The sequence below is a fragment of the Pseudomonas sp. Irchel 3H9 genome (assembly GCF_900187495.1).
GTDB lineage: Bacteria > Pseudomonadota > Gammaproteobacteria > Pseudomonadales > Pseudomonadaceae > Aquipseudomonas > Aquipseudomonas sivasensis.
The window spans coordinates 936,782-957,379 of sequence record NZ_FYDK01000001.1 but is presented as its reverse complement, the minus strand read 5'-3'; the positions used below and the strand labels follow the sequence as shown (position 1 = coordinate 957,379).

Annotated in this window: 16 protein-coding genes; 10 read left to right on the top strand and 6 right to left on the bottom strand. The window is 60.4% G+C overall.

Going from position 1 to position 20,598, the window contains the following annotated elements; all coding sequences use genetic code 11:
* The first annotated feature begins 186 nt into the window (after positions 1 to 186).
* Positions 187 to 558 carry a hypothetical protein gene (locus CKW32_RS04595; RefSeq protein WP_032888869.1) on the top strand — a complete coding sequence of 124 codons (372 nt, stop codon included), beginning with the start codon at positions 187 to 189 and terminating at the stop codon, positions 556 to 558.
* 8 nt (positions 559 to 566) lie between these two features.
* Here the strand turns inward: CKW32_RS04595 and CKW32_RS04590 are convergent, their stop codons facing one another.
* The gene (locus CKW32_RS04590; protein WP_095184329.1) at positions 567 to 896 is read right to left on the bottom strand and encodes a YXWGXW repeat-containing protein; all 330 of its coding nucleotides are present in this window, start codon (positions 894 to 896) and stop codon (positions 567 to 569) included.
* Between the two features lie 212 nt (positions 897 to 1,108).
* Positions 1,109 to 2,755 (bottom strand): malate dehydrogenase (quinone), encoded by a 1,647-nt coding sequence (mqo, locus tag CKW32_RS04585; RefSeq protein WP_032888867.1) that lies wholly within the window; start codon positions 2,753 to 2,755, stop codon positions 1,109 to 1,111.
* A 437-nt stretch (positions 2,756 to 3,192) separates the two neighbouring features.
* Between mqo and CKW32_RS04580 the strand changes: the two genes are divergently transcribed.
* The 6 genes from CKW32_RS04580 (at position 3,193) to CKW32_RS04555 (ending at position 9,020) form a co-directional block, all read left to right on the top strand.
* Positions 3,193 to 3,765 (top strand): fimbrial protein, encoded by a 573-nt coding sequence (locus CKW32_RS04580; RefSeq protein WP_032888865.1) that lies wholly within the window; start codon positions 3,193 to 3,195, stop codon positions 3,763 to 3,765.
* Positions 3,766 to 3,831: 66 nt separating this feature from the next.
* Entirely contained in the window at positions 3,832 to 4,530 is a 699-nt protein-coding gene (locus CKW32_RS04575) for a molecular chaperone (protein ID WP_032888863.1), read from the top strand.
* Between the two features lie 41 nt (positions 4,531 to 4,571).
* Complete coding sequence (locus tag CKW32_RS04570; RefSeq protein WP_095184178.1) at positions 4,572 to 7,148, top strand: fimbria/pilus outer membrane usher protein; 2,577 nt, start codon at positions 4,572 to 4,574, stop codon at positions 7,146 to 7,148.
* A gap of 3 nt (positions 7,149 to 7,151) precedes the next feature.
* The gene (locus CKW32_RS04565; RefSeq protein ID WP_241149719.1) at positions 7,152 to 8,060 is read left to right on the top strand and encodes a fimbrial protein; all 909 of its coding nucleotides are present in this window, start codon (positions 7,152 to 7,154) and stop codon (positions 8,058 to 8,060) included.
* A gap of 7 nt (positions 8,061 to 8,067) precedes the next feature.
* Entirely contained in the window at positions 8,068 to 8,535 is a 468-nt protein-coding gene (locus CKW32_RS04560) for a fimbrial protein (RefSeq protein WP_095184177.1), read from the top strand.
* Positions 8,532 to 9,020: a fimbrial protein gene (locus tag CKW32_RS04555; protein WP_095184176.1), complete on the top strand. Its 489-nt coding sequence runs from the start codon at positions 8,532 to 8,534 to the stop codon at positions 9,018 to 9,020. Before CKW32_RS04560 ends, CKW32_RS04555 begins: the two co-directional genes overlap by 4 nt.
* Before the next feature lie 5 nt (positions 9,021 to 9,025).
* Here CKW32_RS04555 and CKW32_RS04550 read toward each other — a convergent pair whose 3' ends face one another.
* The 4 genes from CKW32_RS04550 to CKW32_RS04535 form a co-directional block, all read right to left on the bottom strand.
* Complete coding sequence (locus tag CKW32_RS04550) at positions 9,026 to 9,673, bottom strand: response regulator (RefSeq protein ID WP_032888855.1); 648 nt, start codon at positions 9,671 to 9,673, stop codon at positions 9,026 to 9,028.
* Between the two features lie 28 nt (positions 9,674 to 9,701).
* The gene (locus tag CKW32_RS04545) at positions 9,702 to 12,599 is read right to left on the bottom strand and encodes an ATP-binding protein (protein WP_095184175.1); all 2,898 of its coding nucleotides are present in this window, start codon (positions 12,597 to 12,599) and stop codon (positions 9,702 to 9,704) included.
* 125 nt (positions 12,600 to 12,724) lie between these two features.
* A complete protein-coding gene (locus CKW32_RS04540; protein ID WP_095184174.1) occupies positions 12,725 to 13,924 on the bottom strand; it encodes an EAL domain-containing protein in 1,200 nt (399 codons plus the stop codon).
* Positions 13,921 to 16,734 carry an ATP-binding protein gene (locus CKW32_RS04535; protein ID WP_095184173.1) on the bottom strand — a complete coding sequence of 938 codons (2,814 nt, stop codon included), beginning with the start codon at positions 16,732 to 16,734 and terminating at the stop codon, positions 13,921 to 13,923. The genes CKW32_RS04540 and CKW32_RS04535 overlap by 4 nt, the downstream gene beginning before the upstream one ends.
* 163 nt (positions 16,735 to 16,897) lie before the next feature.
* Between CKW32_RS04535 and CKW32_RS04530 the strand changes: the two genes are divergently transcribed.
* The 3 genes from CKW32_RS04530 to CKW32_RS04520 all read left to right on the top strand — a co-directional run bounded on the left by CKW32_RS04530 (position 16,898) and on the right by CKW32_RS04520 (position 20,344).
* On the top strand, positions 16,898 to 18,085 hold the full coding sequence (locus CKW32_RS04530) for an MFS transporter (RefSeq protein WP_032888847.1): 1,188 nt from the start codon (positions 16,898 to 16,900) through the stop codon (positions 18,083 to 18,085).
* A 160-nt stretch (positions 18,086 to 18,245) separates the two neighbouring features.
* Positions 18,246 to 19,085 (top strand): lipopolysaccharide kinase InaA family protein, encoded by an 840-nt coding sequence (locus tag CKW32_RS04525; RefSeq protein ID WP_095184172.1) that lies wholly within the window; start codon positions 18,246 to 18,248, stop codon positions 19,083 to 19,085.
* Between the two features lie 530 nt (positions 19,086 to 19,615).
* On the top strand, positions 19,616 to 20,344 hold the full coding sequence (locus tag CKW32_RS04520; protein WP_095184171.1) for a metallophosphoesterase: 729 nt from the start codon (positions 19,616 to 19,618) through the stop codon (positions 20,342 to 20,344).
* The last annotated feature ends 254 nt before the right edge of the window (positions 20,345 to 20,598 follow it).

Genomic DNA, 20,598 nt, shown 5'->3' with positions numbered 1-20,598 from the left:
GGCTGGCCGGTCGGTCATCGTTTTTATCGCCTTGGCCCGTCGGCAAGGTTGTGAACACACCGCCACCTTCGACCTCAATGCGGTCAAGGTGGCGGGCATCAAGCGCCTGACCTGAACCCGCGCGTTGCGGCGAAGGGCAGGCTTTGGTAAAAACCACCTCTGCCCCTGATCGAGAGAAAGCCCCACGTGCGCTCGTTTCTTCTTGCTGCCCTGGCCTTGTCGCCGTCCCTCGCCCTGGCCGATATCGCCTGGCCTGAGCTACCGAAAACCTGCTTCGTCAGCGGCCGTTCGGCCACCAGTACAGATGTCGACACTGGCTGCGCGGCGTTTCTGATCAACGTGAAGGGCAAGGCAGCGGGTACACCGATCAAGCTGGATATTCCCCAGTACGCGATGCACGTCGACGAAGCCACCGGCAAGGAAACACCGGTGATCATCATCCAGGCGGAAGAGAACGGTGAGGTTAAAGCCGTGGGTTACAAGGAGCTGGGCACCGATCAACTCGGCGCCGCGCTGTTACGGGAAGTCAGGCTCTTGGGTACGAAAAAGCCCTCTTAGGACGAAGCTCAGCGAATCCAGCCACCAACCTGCCAGTGGTATCCATCATTGCGCTGCACCCAATGCGGATGCACATAACGATAGCCCTGGCGCACAGGCTCCCAATGGCCGTGTACCGCAACATAGCGCCCACCTTCCCAGCGCCAGTAACCACGCGACCATATGTAACCTTCGCGTACCGCAGGCTCGACCTCGATCACCTGCACCGGTGGCGGTTGTGGCGCAACCACCTCGACATACTCACGTTGTGGCGGTCGACGCTCATGCACGACACGCTCTTGCACACACCCGGATGCCGCAACGACCATGGCCGCCAATGCTGCGTAACGTAGCAACATATAACCCCCTCGGGCGCTGACGCCCAACACTTGCACCAGTAAAAAATGCCCCCGTATTTGAGCCACGCTCCTGCTAAGGCCTGGGTACTTTTTTAACAGGTGATGTCTGTCGGATTGCTGAACTGTTCTCACGGCCATGAAAAAGCCCGCTGACCGTCACCGGTTCAGCGGGCTTTTTTACAGTTGGACCTGAATCAGCGCCCTACCTGTTTTTACAGCGCCAGATCAGACGCCGGCTTGCTCGGCTCAGCCGCAGGCTTGGCAGCCTCGGTCGCCTTGGGAGCAGCCATTGCCGGGATCACCGGCGGTGTAGGCAGTTGCAGGATATTGGCGGTGTAGGCCCATTCCTTGGCAACGGCTTCAGGACTGTCGTTCAGCTTGGTGCCGTAGCTTGGCACGATCTGATGCAGCTTTTCCTGCCAGGCCGGAGTAGCCACCTTGTCCTTGAACACTTTCTGCAGCACGGTCAGCATGATCGGAGCCGCGGTGGACGCGCCTGGCGATGCACCCAGCAGGCCTGCGATGGTGTTGTCGGCGGAGCTGACCACTTCGGTACCGAGTTTCAGGACGCCGCCCTGCTCTTCGTCACGCTTGATGATCTGCACGCGCTGACCGGCTTGCCACAGGCGCCAGTCGGATTGCTTGGCGTTCGGGAAGTACTCTTGCAGCGCCTTGAAGCGGTCGTCATCGGACAGCATCAGTTGGCCAGCAAGGTACTCAACCAGTGGGTATTCACGAATACCGACTTTGGTCATTGGCCAGATGTTGTGGGTGGTGGTGCTGGTCAGCAGGTCCAGGTACGAGCCTTCTTTCAGGAACTTGGTCGAGAAGGTGGCAAATGGGCCAAACAGAATTACGCGCTTGCCATCCAGCACGCGGGTGTCCAGGTGCGGAACCGACATCGGTGGCGCGCCAACCGAAGCCTTACCGTAGGCCTTGGCCAGGTGCTGCTCGGCAACGGTTGGGTTATCGGTCACGAGGAACGAACCACCCACCGGGAAGCCAGCGTATTCCTTGGCTTCAGGAATGCCCGACTTTTGCAGCAGGTGCAGTGCACCGCCGCCGGCGCCGATGAACACGAACTTGGCGTCGGTTTCAGTCTTGGTGCCATCTTTCAGGTTTTTGTAGCTGACACGCCACGAACCGTCGGCGTTCTTGGTGATGTCCTGCACTTCGCTCGACAGTTTCAGGTCGAACTTAGGTGTGGTTTGCAGGTGAGCAACGAACTGGCGGGTGATCTCGCCGAAGTTCATGTCGGTACCCAGCGGGCTCCAGGTGGCCGCGATTTTCTGGTTCGGGTCACGCCCTTCCATCATCAGCGGAACCCATTTGGCGATCTGCGCCGGGTCTTCGGAGTACTGCATGCCGGCGAACAGCGGGCTCGCTTTCAGGGCTTCGTAGCGCTTCTTGAGGAACTTGATGTTGTCATCGCCCCACACAAAGCTCATGTGCGGAGTGGTGTTGATGAACGAACGAGGGTTCTTCAGCACGCCCTGCTGGACCTGCCAGGACCAGAACTGACGGGAGATCTGGAACGCTTCGTTGATCTCGACCGCTTTCGGGATCTCAACGTTGCCGTTCTTGTCTTCCGGGGTGTAGTTCAGCTCGGCCAGGGCCGAGTGACCGGTACCGGCGTTGTTCCAGCCGTTGGAGCTTTCTTCGGCCACGCCGTCGAGGCGCTCGACCATTTCCATCGACCAGTCCGGTTCCAGCTCGTTAAGCCAGACACCGAGGGTTGCACTCATGATGCCGCCGCCGATCAGCAGCACATCGACTTTCTTTGCCTCTTCCGCATGAACGGACGTGATCCCCAGCGACAAAGCCAGCCCCAGCAGGGCAGTGTTTACTTTTTTAAACATCAGTAGCACCTATGATAAAACGCCATCCGCCCCACTGCCCCTGATCATGGGCAACCCTCAATCACGCTACGCCAGGCAACGTACCGCGGGGTTTGCACACTCACACGAAGGCCACAGGGTGGGCACACAAAGCCGACGTATCGACCTCACTTTTATGTCCCTTCTGCGCTGACTTTTTATCTTTATTGGCTTCAGCAACCTGGGCGACAGTCAACCGCTGGGACGTATACGGATGTACGTACCAAGGAAAGACTAGACCAAGACGGCGCGCAGAATATCACGCCCGGCGTCGGATATGGACTCACCGGTCGAACGGCCATCAGTAGGCCAGCTTTTAAGATCTGTCTCATGTGCCTCCAAATCCCAGCATTGCACTATGGATTGGCTTACCCAAGGGGGGTAAGCAGACAACCATCCATCTCGTAAAGGGCATTGCAATGCTGAACAAACTGAGCCAAATCACTCTCGCATGCGGCGCTTGCTGGCTGCTGGCCGGTACCGCACAGGCTGCGGACGGGCAGATCCAATTCACCGGTTCCGTGACCGACAACGCGTGCACCATCAAAACCGGCGACGAGAGCAAGTCCGTGACACTCGATCCGGTGCGCATCGCTGACTTCGGGAAAACGGTGGGCGCCACCGCCAAGCCGAAAGCGTTCTCGATCAGCCTGGACAACTGCAGCACCGCGACCAAGAAAAACGTCGCGATTACCTTCAGCGGCCAGGAAGACGCCAGCGACTCCACCCTGCTGGGCCTGACCGGTGAAAACCAGGTCACAGGTATCGCGATCAAGATCGCTGACGCGCGTACCGGAAACGCGGTTCCACTGAATACCGCGACCGCCGACTACGACCTGCGAGCGATGTCCAACACCTTCAACTTCACCGCCGCCTATGTGCGCACCGCCGCCGATGTGACTACGGGCACGGGCGACGATGCAGTGACCACGTCTGGCATCGGCACCGGTCAAGTCAACGCCCTGGCCAGCTTCGACGTTACCTACAAGTAATTGCTCGTCAACACCGTGGGCCTGGCGCCGCCGCGCCGGCCTACGGACTTTTAAAGGTCTCCCATCATGCGTTTGAAACTGTATTTTTTGCTCGCGCTCTTACCGCTCTGGCATGTCGCAGCAGCGGACGCCGCCGTGACCGTAGGCGCCACGCGCCTGATCTACAACGGCGCCTCCAACGAAGCCAATCTGAATGTGAGCAACCGCGAAGACACCTCGCCTTACCTGGTGCAGTCCTGGGTCAGCCGTTTCGGCGGCACCAGCGAAGAAAGCGTCGACAGCTTTATCGTCACCCCGCCGCTGTTCCGGCTCGACGCCAATAAGGAAAACATCCTGCGTGTGATCTTTGCCGGTGGCGCCGATGTGCCACAAGACCGTGAAAGCCTGTTCCTGATGAACGTCAAGGCGATCCCGGCCATGAGTGACGACCAGAAAGGCAAGAACGTGCTGCAGATCGCCCTCAAGACCACCATCAAGCTGTTCTACCGCCCCGCCGGCCTTAAAGGCGAACTCAAGGACGCGGTGGCGCAAGTGAACTGGAAGGCCAATGCCGGCGCGCTGATGTTCAACAACACGTCCAAATTCCATGTCGTGGTCAGCGAGCTGAAGCTCAACGGCCAGCCGATCACCCAGGCACCGGATGTGCTGCGCCCCGGCCAACAGCAGGAACTAGCGATCCAGGCCAAGCCCGGTGATGAAGTGCAAATGAGCTACATCGATGACTACGGCAGCGTCGTGACCGCCCCCGTCGTCCGCCTTCACTGATACCCAAGCGCCAACCTCGAAACGCCATTTCAGGAACGCCCATGCCCCGTTCACTCCCATTCATGCGCCGTTGCGCCATGAAGGCTTTCGGCTGCCCGCTCGCGGCGGCCTTGGCCTTGCATTTGGCCCCTGCACAGGCTGGCTACGAGTTCGATGCGTCGTTCCTCGAGATCGGCGGTGGGCAGAGTTCGGCCGCCGTGAAACAACAGGTCAGCGCCATGAGCGAAGGCCAGTTGCCAGGAATTTACCGGGTAGACGTGTTGGTCAATGAGCATTCGGTCGAGCAGCGCGATGTACGCTTTATTCGCGCCAGCGGTACGTCGGACCGCTCCTCCACCGGGCTTTTCCCGTGCCTGGATACCGACTTTTTTCGTAGCCAAGGGGTTGCCGATACCGCCCTGCAAAACCGCAGCGACGCCGACGCTACCTGCATCGCGTTCGACCAAGGCCTGGCCGGGATGGTCTACGACTACGATTTCAACCGCCAGGTGTTGTCGATTGAGATCCCCCAAGCGTACCTGGGCAGCATCCCGTTTGAAGTACGCCGCCGGCAGTGGAGTGACGGCGAGCAAGTAGCGTTCACCAACTACAGCTTTTCCGGGAGTACGGTGGAGTCCGACACCGGCAGCCGCCAGGACCAGTTCGGCAGCCTGCGCAGCGGTATAAACGCCGGAGCCTGGCGGCTGCGCAATTTCTCCACCTGGCAGAAAGGCACAGGCGACACCGGGCGTTGGGAGTCGATGGAAACCTACGCCCAGCGCAACATGGGCAACATGATGGCGATTGCCACCGTGGGCGACTCCACCACCGAAGGTGACCTGTTCGACGCCATCCCCTATCGCGGGCTGGGCATTGCCTCGGACATGGACATGCTGCCGGACCAGGCCCGCCAATTCGCGCCAGTGATTCGTGGCATCGCCAACGGCCGCTCGCGGGTGATCATCCGCCAGCGCGGTTACGTGATCCATGAGCAGTGGGTGCCCTCGGGGCCGTTCGCGTTGACCGACCTGTACCCCACCGCCAGCAATGGCGACATTGAAGTCACCGTGGAAGGCCCCGATGGCCAGCGCCAGGTGTTTACCCAGTCGTTTTCGTCGGTGCCTTACATGCTGCGTGAGGGCCAACAGAGCTACTCGGTATTCGCCGGCCAGTACCGCCCGGCGCAAGCGACCACGCAGCAGGACACCCCACGTTTTATCCAGGCGTCCCTGCGGCGCGGCCTGGCCGGCGGCACCACGCTGTTCGGCGGCAGCCTGCTGAGTGATCAGTACAGCGCCGGCCTGCTAGGGTTCGCCCACGACTTCGCCGGTTTCGGTGCGATTTCAGTGGACATGACCCACGCGCGCAGCGAAGCCATGGGCCCGGCAAAAACCACCGCCAGCGGCCAGTCGTTTCGCTTTCGCTACTCCAAAGCCCTGGCGGCCACCGACACCAACTTCAGCCTGATCGGTTATCGCTATTCCACCGGCGGCTACTACTCGTTCAACGAGGCGCTCAACAGCCGCACCAACGAGCAGTCGCTGGAGATGTACCGCAGCGGCCATATGAAGAGCAACTTCACCGCCAACGTGTCCCAGCAACTGGGCGGCTACGGCGGTGTGTATGCCAACGTGACGAAAACCAACTACTGGGACAAGAGCAATGCCGACACCTCGATTCAACTGGGCTACAGCGCCAGCGTCGGGGACATTTCCTACACTCTCGGCTTGAGCGCTAACAAAGGGGACAGCAGCAATGACCGCACGCTGTCCCTGAGCATCAGCATGCCGCTGGGCGGTACACGCAACCAGCGTGTATCGGTCAACGCGAACCAGAGCGCGCGGGGCACGGCCTCGCGCACGGCGACGTTGAGCGGCAATGCGCTGGAGGACGACACCCTGGCCTACAGCGCTGGCGTGTCGCAGCAAGTCAACGCCAATGACCGCGTGATGGGCAGCACATTTGCCGCGCGCTATGACGCACCCAACGCCATCGTGCACGGCGGCTATAACGAAACCTCCGGTAGCCGGCAACTGGACATGGGCATCGAGGGCTCGGTGGTCGCCTATGACCGCAATCTGATTTTCAGTCAGCCTCTGGGCGAAACCAACGTGATCGTGGCCACACCCGGTGCCGCAGACGTGGGAATCGCCAACAAGCGGGGTGTGCGCACCAATGCCAATGGCTACACGGTGGTGCCGTCTGCCCTGCCCTACCGCAAGAACCGTATGTCGCTGGACACCCAGTCGATGCCGGCTGACGTCGACATCGCCCAACTGGTGCAGGAGGTCACGCCGAATCGCGGTGCCTTTGTGCTGGCGGACTTCGAGACCCGCAAAGGCCAACGCATTCTGTTCCGCATCATCGATGCACGCGGCGAAGCGGCACCGTTTGCCGCCAAGGCCGAACTGTTCGCCCCGGATGGGCGCTCTTTGGGTAGCACACTGGTGGCCGACAAGGGCCGTGCGTACCTGAGCGGCGTACCGGCGCAGTCACGCCTGTTGATCAGCGTGGATAACCAGCCGTGGTGCAGCCGCGAATTGAAACTGGACGATAAAGGGCCTGCCGAGGGTGGGATTACACAACTGAACATTCAATGTGAGCGCGCGGCCGGTGGGTCGGGTGCCAAGGATTCGTAAGTAATGATCATGAAAATCAAGCCTGGAAACTGCTTGCTGAAGCTCATGACACTGGTGGTACTGGGTTGGCTGTCGCCTCAAGCACAGGCTTTTATCAGTGGAAGCATAAAATGCTCTCTCTCGGGCTATCCATCCAACGGTTACGAATTCGCCGCCGGAGCCGAGATGAAAGTCCCATTCAGCGGTACCTGCACAGCGGTACGTACCTACCCGTCTGGCGCAGGTACCAATTTGGAAATCACGGCGATTTCCGGAACGTCCCCCGCTAACCTGCAGGTGCTGGACCCCTATAGCAACACCTATATGCTTCAACTGCCGCTGGGCAGTTGGGGAGCCGCATGCTTGGGTGGGACTTGCGCGCCCATACTCGCCGGACGCTCGGTTTCTTACGTGTACTACGTAGTGGGAACCGCCCCGAGTACGCCGGGCCGGCGCACCGCGAGAGTGAAGCTTGGCGTGACCTCTACAGGTGGTTGGCAGGCCTATGCGGAATGGTTCCATGAGTGGCTATTCATCTACAACGTCCGCGCCGTCAGTTGCAGCTTGAGTTCTCCGAGCGCCGTCAACTTGAAATTCGGCACTATCAGCAGCGCTAATCTCAGCGCCGTTTCGCAGTCGACCAGCGTGTCACTCAATTGCCCATCGTCGATGCGCGCCAACGTGACCTTGACGCCGAGCCAGTCAGTGGTCAACGCCAATACCGGAGTATCACGCACCACGCTTGCGGGGCTGAACATGCAGGCTATCTGGACCGACAGCGGCAACCCGGTGGTTTTTACCAGCCCGCGCGCGATGCAACTGAGGGCCGGCAGCAACAGCGTGAATTTGAGTTTCAAGCCACAACTGGAGGCTGGGAAATCGCCTGCCGGTGCGTTCCAGAGCCAATACACCCTGAACATCAATTACCAATGAGGCTTTCATGAAAACGTCATTGCTCGCCCTGGTACTGCTCGGCACTGCCGCCCAGGCCGCCGACACCGTGAATATCACCGTAAGCGGCACCCTCACCCGACCGCCCTGCGTACTGACTTCTGGCACCTCCCTCACGGCAGCATTCGGTAATGTGCGCACCGACCAGGTCGCCACCACCGATACCGTAGCGGTTCCCGTGAAAATGACCTGCCCGGCTGGCTCATCGCTGAACGTAAGCTTCGCTTCCAGCAAAGGCACGCACACCGACACCGTGGCCAAGACCACGGCCGACAACCTCGGCGTTTCGCTGTTGTGGGCAGACAATACGGTGGCCAACCTCAAAGGCACCGCCAAGGCCTACAGCAACCTGAGCGGCAACGTCGACATCAGCCTCAAGGCGAAGCTGATCGCACAAGGCACCCTGACGCCGGGCGCGTTCACCTCGTCGATCGTCATGACCATCAACTACCTATGAAAGTGCTTATCTGGATACTGCTGGCGGTGACCGGCACGGCGGTTGCGCAACCGGCGGATGAGGCGAAGATCGATGTCAGCGGCAAGCTGATCGCGCCGCCCTGCACACCACGTTTTCCCACCTCGCAACAGTTGAAACTGGGTGACGCCAACCTCAACCAGTTGGTCGATGACAGCGTCGCCGCTACCGACGTACCGCTGATCTTCGATTGCCAAGCTGACAGCCAGGTGAGCCTGACGTTTTCAGCGGGGTTGGGCAGCGCTGACAACCAGACCCTGCTCACCAATCGCGTTGGTCTGGGACTGCGCCTGGGGCTGCTGAATAAAAGCGCGAAGGCCGATTTCAGTCTGGGAGAAACCAGCAACTGGACGGTGGAAAAAGAACCATTGGAACTGACCCTACGAGTCAAGCCGGTGACCGTGGGCGAACTGCCCGAAGCGGGCAGCTACAGCGCAACGCTGTTGATGCAGATGACGTACCGCTAACCCCCCTACTGAAACTGCCGGGCCTCGATGCAATAGGTCAGCAGCGCCTGATCACTGTCCACATCCAGCTTGCGCATGGCCGAGATCTTCTGTGCGCTGACGGTCTTGTTGCTGCGGCTCAATTGCCTGGCAATGTCGCTGACACTCATCCCCGTGACGAATAAACGCAGCACCTCCATCTCCCGTGGCGACAAGCTCTGGAACCGCTCCTGCACCTGAAACCCGTTGCCCACCACCGACGTCGCCGCCGGCATCGGTGCCCGGTAACTGCGCTGGGCACTGATGGCGCCCAGGGCTTTCTCGATTTCACCGTGCAGGTGGTTCTTCTGGATCACGCCGGCCACGCCCAACTCCTGCAAACGCGTGAGGATCAGGCTGTTGGAGATCATGGTCAGCACCAACACTTGGGTCTCGGGGAAGTGGCGCAGGATGTACTCGATCAACTTCAGGCCGTCGCCATAAGTATCATCGCCGGGCATGTTGAAATCGGTGATCAGCACTTGCGGCCGATGGCTGCGCAACTGCTCGATCAACTGCGTCGAACTGACCGCCTCGCCCACCAGGCGGTAGCGGGCGTCGCGCTGCACGATTTCGCGCACGCCCACCAACACGATGGGATGGTCATCGGCTATGACGACGTTCATGTCTCGCATGGTTCAGCTCTCTTGTAGGGGGCGTTCATCAGGTGGATGACTCGGCCAGCAGGCACTGCGCGACGGCCGTCAAGCGCGCGCACAACACACGGATCTGCGTGGTGGCATGGCTGTCCAACGGGCCATCGTAGAGGGTGTTTTCCCATGTCTGACAGGCGTTGGACAACAGCCCGGCGCGCACGCTGGCCAGCGCGCCGTTGAGGCTGTGCAGGCGTTGGCGCACCCGATCGGAGTCGCCGGCGTCCAGGCCCTGTTCAATGAGTTGCACGTCGACCAGCAGGGTCTCGCCCATCAGTTTGCGCATGGACGGCGACAGCTCGATCCAGCCTTCGCGGTCGCGGTCCGGCGCCGGTATCGTCAGGGCCGTGGCGCGCCTGCAGTGCGCCATCAACGCCTGGCGCAACATGCTCAGGCTCAGCGGTTTGACCACCCAGGCATTCATGCCCACCGCGAGGCAGCGTTCGCCTTCTTCGCGCAACGCATTGGCGGTGACGCCGATAATCGGCACCTGCACGCCCTGTTCGCGCAAGGCGCGGGCCAGATCGTAACCATTGAGGCGTGGCATGTTGATGTCGGTGATCACCAGGTCAAAAGGCTGCGAGCCCCAGATCTGCAACGCATGCTCGCCGTCCCGCGCCACGGTGGCCTGGGCGCCGAGGGCTTCGAGCTGCTCCTGCAATACCGCCTGGCTGACCGGGTTGTCTTCGGCCACCAGCACCCGCACGTTCAGGCACGGCGCATCCAGACAGGGCGAGGCCAGCGCCGGGCTGATGGCTGAGGGCACAGAAGTGAGAATCGGCAAGGTAATGAACAGCGAAAAACTGCTGCCAAGGCCCGGTTCGCTGACCACGCGCATGCTGCCGCCCATCAATTCACTGAGGCGCGAGCAGATCGACAGCCCAAGGCCCGCGCCATTGCCATCCTGGCCGCCGGCCACTTGGTAGAACGGTTTGAAGAGCTGTTCCACGGCCTTTTCCGGAATGCCCACGCCGGTGTCGGTGACTTGCCACTGCAAGGCGACTTCCTGCTCGAACAGCTGTTGCACGGTGAGGCGCAAACGCACGCGGCCGGAGTCGGTGAACTTGATCGCATTGCCCAACAGGTTGTGCAGGATCTGCCGAATGCGCCCGGCATCGCCGCGCAGTTGCTGCGGCACCTGCGGGTCGATCTCTGCGTCGATCTGCAAGCCTTTGTTGCGCGCCGTGGCGGTGAACGCCAGCACCGACTCGTCCACCAGTTGATGGGGATCGAAGGCAGCCGCCTCCACCGCCATTTGCCCGGACTCGATCTTCGACACGTCGAGCACGTTGCTGATCAACTGGAACAGCACAGTGGACGAGCCCTGGATGATTTCCAGGTACTGACGCTGGCGCTCGCTCATGTCGGTCAGGGCCATCAGCTCTAGATTGCCCAGCACGCCATATAAGGGGGTGCGGATCTCATGGCTCATGGTCGCGAGGAACACCGTCTTGGCCTCGTTGGCGGCGGTGGCTTCCTGGCGGGCCTGGTTCAGTAATTGGGCTTCGTCCACATGCCGCGTGATGTCGTTGCAGCCGCAAAGAAATACGTCGTCGCCCTCGTAGCGCGCGGCCACCACCACAACCTGCAAATAACGGCCGTCCACCGCCAGGCACATTTCGCCGGGGGTGTCGGCGCCGTCGTTGGCCTTGAGTACCGCCAGCAAGGACGCGGTGCCGCCCAACTGCAGGGCGCGTTGGTTCTCCAGCAGCAGTTGCGTGTCGCTGCGCCGCACCACGCACAGCCCGGCCGGGGCGTTGTGGAGCATGATGCGGTTGAACGCTTCGCTCTCGAACAGCCGCTCCTGAGCGCGCTGCGCCGGGCTGACGATGCGCGTCTTGTACCAATGATTGATCCACCAACCCAGCAGCATGGCGGCGAGGAACGTGAGGCCGAGACCGAGCAGCGGCCATTTGGCGTAGCGCAGGAAGTCCTGATAGGTGATGGCGTACAAGCCGGTCCAGCGTTCACCGCCCGCGCTGGTCATCTTGAAGCGCAAGCCCTGGCGGCTGAAGCTCAAGCCCATCGGCGCCATCTGTTCGTCGCCGAGGCTGCCGAGCAACACGTCGCCCTCGGGCGCGATCAGGGTGAACTGGTTGTAGACCGACAGTCGCAACACCCGCTCGAACTCATCGACCTGGGACGTATCCACCACCGCCGCCAAGGCCAGCAAGCCCTGGCCTTGAGCAGCCGGCAACACAGCGCCGGGCACATTAAGACCGATCATGGCGACCACGCTGCGGCTGTCGTGATACAGCTGCGACGGCGCGCGCATCCAGCGCACGCGGCTGTCATTGAGCAAGGCGGCCTGGCGCTGTTGCAATTCATGCAAGCGCCCGACCACCTCGCGGTACTGTCCGGGCAACAACGGCTGATGCTGGCGTAGGCCGCCAATACCGGGCACGGCGAGGCTGGTGAGGTTGTCAGGGGTGAGCACGAACAGCTGTGGCGACGCATAAAACGAGCTGGCCCAATAGCCGCCGTAGTAGTCGGTCAATTGCACGCCAAATGCCAGCGCGCGCCGTGTGTCATCCGCCGATAAGCCGGGATCGTGGGACAAGGTGAACGGCAGCGAGAGCGCAAACCCCTTGGCCTGCAACACCACCTGCCCAGCGTCGCGCTGCACCTCCACCACCGACGTCGATTGCACCGCCGGCAACGGCGCCGAGTTGCGCTGGCTGTAGCCGCTGGCCACATTGCGCAGAAACGCCTCATGCTCATGGATGATTTCCACCACACGGGCAAAGTGAAACTGGATCTTTTCCTGTTCGGCTTCCAACAAACGCGACACTGCCCAATAGCAACTGCTGGACAGCAGCAAGGCGAGCCCGGTGAGCAACAACAGGGCTTTGTTCAGGCGTTGAGAGCTTTGCGCCAGCTTGTCCAGGCGCAGACTTGCATGTTTCATCGTCAGTACCGCGAAAAGCCTGGAATCAGGACGTAGGGCCTATGTTTCATCCGGCATTGACCGATAACACCCGACTGACCGGATGACCCTTCCTCTGGGCTTCTTGACTGTGTGACCCCGGCCGTTCAGATAAGTGCTGGCGCAGGGCCATCTTCGATCAACAGCGCGCTGAATTTTTCGGCAGCGACGCCGTGGGAAATCAAGAAGCCTTGCACCTGGTCGCAGCGAAAACGCCTCAGCACCGCCAGCTCAGCCTGGGTTTCGGCGCCTTCGGCGATGGTCGTCAGGCCGAGTTTGCGGCCCAGTTCGATGATGCTTTGCAAGGCCGACGCCAGGTGTTCGTTGTCTGCACAACCGTGCACCAGTGAGCGGTCGATCTTGACCTCGTTGAACGGCGTAGACACCAGGTTGAAGTAAGAACTGAAGCCCTTGCCAAAATCATCCTGGGCCAGACCGAAGCCCATCAGGCGCAGGCGACATGCTCCAGCGTAGTAGTTGCTGGCCAACTGTGTGGTGGAGCTTTCCATCAGTTCGAAGGTGATTTGCCGGGGCTCCGCGTCGCGCTGCAGCACTTGGGCCAGCAAGCGATCGACCAGGTCGCACTGGTCGAGCAGATGGGTTGGCAGGTTGATCGATACCGGCAACCGGTAGCCGAGCTGCGCCCACTGGGCCTGGGCGGTCAGGGTCTGGGCGAGGATGCAGGACAGCAGTTGGGTTTCCAGGCCCTGGCGTTCGATCCCGCCGAGAAACTCGGCGGGCATCAGCAGGCCCTCCTGCGGGTGGACCCAGCGAGCCAGGGCTTCGGCGCCGACAATACGCCCGTCGTGCAGGGATTTCTTGGGCTGGAACCAGGCCTGGATCTCACCGTTGGTCAATGCGCGGGCCAGGGTGTCCCGCGCCAGGTTGACGCCGCGATGGCAACACGGCGTGCGCGCCTGTTCGGCCAGCCGGTCGAGGCAATCGCGCAGGCTGCGCACCTGCGGATCGCTGATCGGTTTGGACAGTAATCCAGCCACCGTCAGGCCCAGGTTGCCCGCGACCTCCCCGGCCCCCACCAACATGCGCCGCGAAGCCACACTCATCAGCGCCAACGCGGGCGGCGCCTGCAGGCCGGCCAGTTGCTGGATCAGTTGCACACCGTCCATCCCCGGCATCATCAGGTCGCTGAGCAACAGGTCGTAATGCTGGCTGGCCAGGCGCTGCAACGCGGTGGCGCCGTCCCAGACCGCGTCGACGTCAAACCCGCCGATGGCCTGGAACACGTTGATCAGGTACTCATGCTGAAAGGGATGGTCTTCCACGATGAGCACGCGATAGGCACTCAAGGCTCGCTCCTTTGAAAGCGCTGCAGGCACTGATAGAGCGCGCGCAGGGTAAACGGCTTGACCAGGCAGTGGTCCATGCCGGCGCTGAGGCAACGCTCGGCTTCGTCGAGCATCGCGTTGGCCGTGGCGCCGATGATCGGCAGCGAACAGCCCAAGCGGCGAAGTTGTTCGGTGAGTTCGTAGCCGTTCATGCGCGGCATGTTGACGTCGGTGAGAACCATGTCGAACGGGCGTTCGCCCCACAACGACAGCGCCTCAATGCCGTCGCCGGCGAGTACCACGGTGCAGCCGAGTTCTTCCAACTGGTCGCGCAGGATCAACTGGTTGATCAGGTTGTCTTCAGCCACCAGCAGACGCAGGTTCAGGCTGACCTCGGCGGGCGCCTCGCGGGGGATGGGCGACAGGTGTTCTTCGATGCCCTGGGCGCGGCTGACGGCACGATTGAGCGCGTGCAGGTTGTTCAAGCCGATCTGCCAACACGCGCCCGGTCCCAGCGAGACGCCATGCTCATCAGCCGATGCAACTACCCGTGGGCCCGACCAGCGAAGCCGCGCAGCATCGACCGCGCCAGGATAAAGCTCGACCAGCACCGCGCCGGGGTCGGTGGCGACGGATTCGGGCACGCCCAATTGCGCCCGCGCACCCCAGCGCCGCAACCAGCCCCCGATGCTCTCGGCCAGTTCGCGTACCGGTGACACCACATAGACCCGCTCGCCCAACAACGGCAAGGCCCAGGGCTGATCGTCGGTGACCTGCTCCAACGGCAAGTTGAAGGTAAAACTGCTGCCCAGGCCCGGCTCGCTGACCACACGCAACGTGCCGTTCATCAAGTGCACCAGGCGCTTGCAGATCGACAGCCCGAGCCCGCTGCCCGCCACCACATTGGCGTTGCCGCTGGCCTGGAAGAACGGCTCGAACAAATCGGGCTGGTCGTGCGCCGCAATGCCTTTGCCGGTGTCGACCACCTGCCACTGCAACATGCTGCGCTCGCCCTCACGGCTTTCCAGGCGTAAACGCAGGACGATGCGCCCGCTCTCGGTGAATTTGAGCGCGTTGTTGAGCAGGTTGTTGAGGATCTGCCGAATCCGTGTGACATCGCCGCGCACGCGTTCGGGGGTGTGCGGGTCGAGGCAACTGAACAATTGCAGGCCCTTGCTCTGGGCGGCACCGGCATAGCCTTGAATCACTTCCTGCACCAGTTCCAGCGGAGAAAACACCGTGAGTTCCAGGGACAACTGCCCGGCTTCGATCTTGGAGACATCCAACACGTCGCAGATCAATTGCAGCAGGTTCGCGGAGGAACCTTCGATGGCATTCAAGTAGCCGCGCTGCTGGTTGTTGAGCTCGGTGCGGGCAAGCAACTCCAAGGTGGCCAGCACGCCATACAACGGCGTGCGGATCTCGTGGCTCATGGTTGCGAGGAACAGGGTCTTGGCCTCGTTGGCCGCATCCGCCAGGGTTCGCGCCTGCTCCAGCGCCAACTCGACCTGCTTGCGCTCGCTGATGTCGCTGAAGGCACAGATCAATACTTCTTCACGTTGGTAACGGGTGGGCGCAAAGCTCAGGAACAGGTGGCGACCATCGGCCATCTGCAACTCGTCGGTGCTGCCGTGTTCGGCATCATGGAAGGCACGGCGAACCCAGTCGAGACACAGTTGCCGGCGCTCCTGGCCCTTGCCCAGCCATTGGCGCGACAACGGGTTTTCCAGCACCACTTCGCCGTCACTGCGCCGCAGCACGCACAAGGCCACCGGGGCGATCCGAATGACCGCACTGCTGAACGCTTCGCTCTCCACCAACGCTTCGATGCGATTGGCCGCCGGGATGATCAGGCGCTGGTCGATGCGCCGGACCAGTCGCACCATCAGCAGGCTCGCCAGCGCGCACAGCAGCACGCAGACCAGCAACGGCAGCGCCAGGCTGGGCAACAGCGAGCTCAACTCCAGGCTGTAGACGATCTGCCAGTGCGAATAGCCCAAGTGCTTGCGGATCGCCAGGCGGTCGGGCAACCAGCGGCTGCCTTCCCAGCCGAAACTGGCGGTGGAGTGATACTGGCGCAACACCTGCGCCGCCGCCGGTTGATGGGGCGCGCTGCTGAAAATCAGCTGGCCCGCGCCGTCGAGCAACATGAAGTCGCCGGCCTTCTCATGCTGCAAGGCGTTGATCAGGTCCGGTCCGTCCACCTCTAATCCAAGCCAGCCCGATGAAGGACTGCGCTCGTCCAGGCGCGTAAAAATGTACAGCGATGAATCCAGGCGACTCTGCTCGGTCAGCCACAACTCATCGCTGACCGACACCTTGCCGGTATCCACCGCCATCAAGCGCTTCAACACCGATTCCGGTACGGCTCCCGGCGCTTCGCCCACGGTAAACAGGCGCTCGACCAGCGGCGTGGCACGCTGCGGCACGTAAATCAGGTTGACCTGGTTGGCCTGCAAGTAATCGAGCATGCGTCGGGTCAGCCACAGGCTCCAGATATTGCCTGCTTCACCGAGGGTGATATGCACTTCTTCGGCCGGCACTTCATTGAGGTTGCCCACGGGCGGCGTCTTATGGCTGACGGTGGACAGGCCGAGGCTCTTCAACAGCGTCTGGCGGCTGACGAAAAAACTCTGTGCGTCGGAAATCGCCTCGTTCATATAACTGCGCCGCAGCGAAATTTCCTCGCTGAATGCCGCACGCAGATAACTGTAAGCCCCCACATAAACGCCGAGCACCAACGCAAAGGCAAACAAACGCAACAACTTGCGGGCTGCCTTGGGCGTCGAGAAGGTTGAATCGAGGGGTTGCAGGAAATGTTTGAGTTTCATCGCCCAAAGGTTAGGGATGAGCAGGAGCCGGGTGAATAAGACGGATCTCAAAGGCCGGCGCCGTGATGGGATGGAACTCAGGCGTAATCCGCTGTTCTAGACTCCTTCGTGGCCGCCTCGTTAGGATCGGCGGCTCGTCTTTCCCTCCTGCACAGAGCGATCCATGTCTATCCAGCAAACACCCGGGCACGTATTGCCCGCGCGCAGCGCCGCCAAAATGGAAGCCGCCATGGCCGTGGGCGCTTTCGCGATCGGTACCGGCGAATTCGCGATCATGGGCCTGATGCCCGACATCGCCCAGAACCTGGGGTTGAGCGAACCTCAGGTCGGCCACGCCATCAGCGCCTATGCGCTGGGCGTGATGGTCGGCGCGCCGCTGCTGGCGATCCTCGGCGCCAAGCTGCTGCGCAAACATATGTTGTTGCTGTTGATGGGCTTGTACGCGCTGGGCAACTTCGCCACGGCATTCACGCCCACCTTCGGTTCGCTGGTGGCGTTCCGCTTTATCAGTGGCCTGCCCCACGGCGCCTATTTCGGCATCGCCGCCGTAGTCGCCTCCAGCATGGTGCCGAACGACAAACGCGCCGGTGCCGTCGCACGCGTCATGATGGGCCTGACCTTGGCCATGCTGCTCGGCAACCCCATCGCCACCTTCCTCGGCCAACACCTGGGCTGGCGCTCGGCGTTCGCGCTGGTCAGCGTGATTGCGCTGTGCACCATCGCCCTCGTCTGGCAATTCGTGCCGCACCGCCATGACGAAGAACGCAGCGACCCACGCAAGGAACTGCGTGCCTTCACCAAACCTCAGGTGTGGATGGCACTGTCCATCGGCGCAATCGGGTTTGCCGGGATGTTCTGCGTGTTCAGCTACCTGGCGCCGACCATGCTCGAAGTGACCAAAGTCTCGCCACAGTGGATTCCCTTCGGCCTCGCCGCGTTTGGCGTGGGCGGGATCATCGGCAATATCGCCGGCGGCAAGCTGTTTGATCGCATGCAGTTTCGCGCGGTGGGTTGGATCCTGGTGTGGTCGATTGGCGTATTGCTGTTCTTTCCGTTCGCAGCTGCATCGCTGTGGGGCGTGCTGCTGAGCATGGGCCTGGTCGGCACCATGGTGGCGTTGGCTGCACCGTTGCAGATCCGCCTGATGGACATTGCCCACGAAGCGCCAAGCCTGGCGGCAGCGTCCAACCATGCGGCATTCAACCTGGCGAACGCGCTGGGCCCGTGGTTTGGCGGCATGGCGATCACGGCCGGGTTGGGCTGGACCAGCACCGGCTATATCGGCGCAGTCACAGCGTTGGCCGGATTGGGGATCTATCTGATTGCACGACGGATGAAAGGCGGGGAATAAACGAATAGAACTCCTTGAAATCAGGCATCAACGCCAGAAAACGCTCAGAAAACCCTACGTGAAAAATATTTCACTTCCAGACAGGTTACGTTCAGGTTGGATCCAATAGATCGTGCATGTAACATGTCTGTAATACTTTTCCGAATGACAAGGATGTGTTTTGAGCTTTCCCGATAGAAATGTGCTTGAGAATTTTCCCGCAACGCTCAATCACGGCAACGCGACGGTGTTCACCACACACACCAGCGACGACGGAGTCCACCAAGCGATTCAGGACCTGATCGACACTCGCCATCAACTCAAAAACCGCATCAGCGCGCCGTTGAAAGGCATGGAGAACGATCTGTTCGCCAAGTCCCAGCCGTTGGACAGCCTGCGTCCAAAACTGCGCGTCACCTTCGGACGCTCCAAACGCGACGGCACATTCGACTGGCCCGTTGAGGAAGTCATCAACACCCTGGGCGCGCAGAAGCGCGGCGCACCGGTCGCCGGACTGCGTGGTTTCGGTTACAGAAAATCTGCGCTTGGCCTAATCCAGGAATTCTTCATCTTCACCGAGATGCTCGACGGTTACCTCAGCGGCCTGGAATGGCTCAAGCAGGAACGCGGCGTCCTAAGCCTGATCACCGCGTCATTCAAATTGCTGCGCGCCCTGCACAGCAAACACATCATCCACATGGACTTCTGGGCCAACAATGTGATGGTCGACCCGCAGCACCCCACGTGCGCCAAGGCGATTGACCTGGAGAACTGCTTCCTCACCCAGACTGACTACCTCACCGAAGTGCTGGCCTTTCAATTCGGCTTCTATTATCGACGTGAGGTCTTCCGCTTTGTGATCGAGCAGGATTACGACCGCATGGTGATGGAAGAACTGGTCAACTATCCCGGTATCGACCGTGCGCGTTTTGACGAGATGTACACACTCAGCAAGCACGAAAACATCAGCCGCCGGGCACGGCGTAAGATTTTCCATAAAGGTACTGTCGAAGTGGGCTGACGCAGCCCTGCCTGTAGTAGCGGGCTTGCACAGGGCCGGGCGAGAAAGTGCGGAAAATTTCTTGAGGGATTTAGCGGTCTGAGCTGCACAGCCGCCTCAATCTGTATTTACTGAATTCCCAACTCTGTCGAAGGGCCCACTGTGAAATTCATTTGCGCATTCACGCTTCTATTGCTCGCCCAGGCTGCCTATGCGGCCGAGTCCCCCGCGAACCCTGATCCCTACGGCGGCCCTGATAAACGCCCAGAGAACAGTGAAAATGTCACAACGTACTTGAACGAAGATGGCTCCTCCACCACCTCGGCAGTGATGGTTTATGGCGATGGCCATAAGGAACACTGCATTATCCAAATGGCACCGCCTGCAGCGACACATCGGCTACCCAAAGTCACCAGCAAGACGTGTACAAGGATTCGCTCGTACTTTAAATAGCGGGCGCAGGGGGGAAGCCGCGATTTCCATGCGTACGCTACCAAGTCTCCTAGTACGTAGTATCCTTAAAATTAAATATCCCCCCTCGATCACTGACCATGCACAAAACCCAGTCGTTTTTACCCAACAAAATTGGTCGAGATTTTATAGTCGGTGACGTCCACGGGCACTTCAAGCTATTAGAGCTTCTTTTAAAAAAAGTGGACTTCAATGAACGCATAGATCGAATCTTCTCTGTGGGCGACCTCATTGACAGAGGACCCGACTCCATCGATGCCGTGGTCTGGCTACAGAAGCCCTGGTTTCACGCCGTGAGAGGCAACCATGAACAGATGGTTATCGACTGTGTTTCTGGCAATGGCGACATTGCCAGGCATTCGCGCAACGGTGGAGCATGGCTCTACAAACTATCAACTCAATTTCAACAGATCCTGTCTGACGCCTTAAAAGATCTTCCTCTAATAATAGAGGTTGAATTAACAGATGGTCGAAAAATTGGGATTGTGCACGCAGAGACTCCGCTGACGCATAACGATGACACCTGGCAGAGTGCAAAAGACGTTATTACGGGTCAGTTTGGCGAAGTCCATCAACGCCTAGCGTTAGAAAAAGCACTGTACGCCAGAACAAAAATCGAAAGCCTCGACGAAGCTTTAACTCAAGGTATTGATCAAGTTTATGTCGGCCATTCAACTGTATCCTCCCTTACCTATTTGGGAAATACGATCTACATAGATACAGGCTGCTCCTTTGACGACGGAGCGTTAACCCTCATAGAACTAACGACTCAGACGGCTACAAACGTTTCCATGCAAGCAATGCAATAAAGAGACGCCAGGGTCAGACCACGATATCCGACACAATCATTGATTGAGGATCCTCACCGTGTCCCCTGTCGCTTGAGACGGTGAAGAGCGCAAAACACCCCTGATACATCCCTGATAAACTAGGCCACTCGCCTCGTTGACTCAGATTCCCAATGTCCCTACAAACAGCTCCACTCTCCCGCCACTTCTCCGTTGCCCCGATGATGGATTGGAACTACTGAACCAAAGAACCTTTAAAACAAAGACCCACAGCT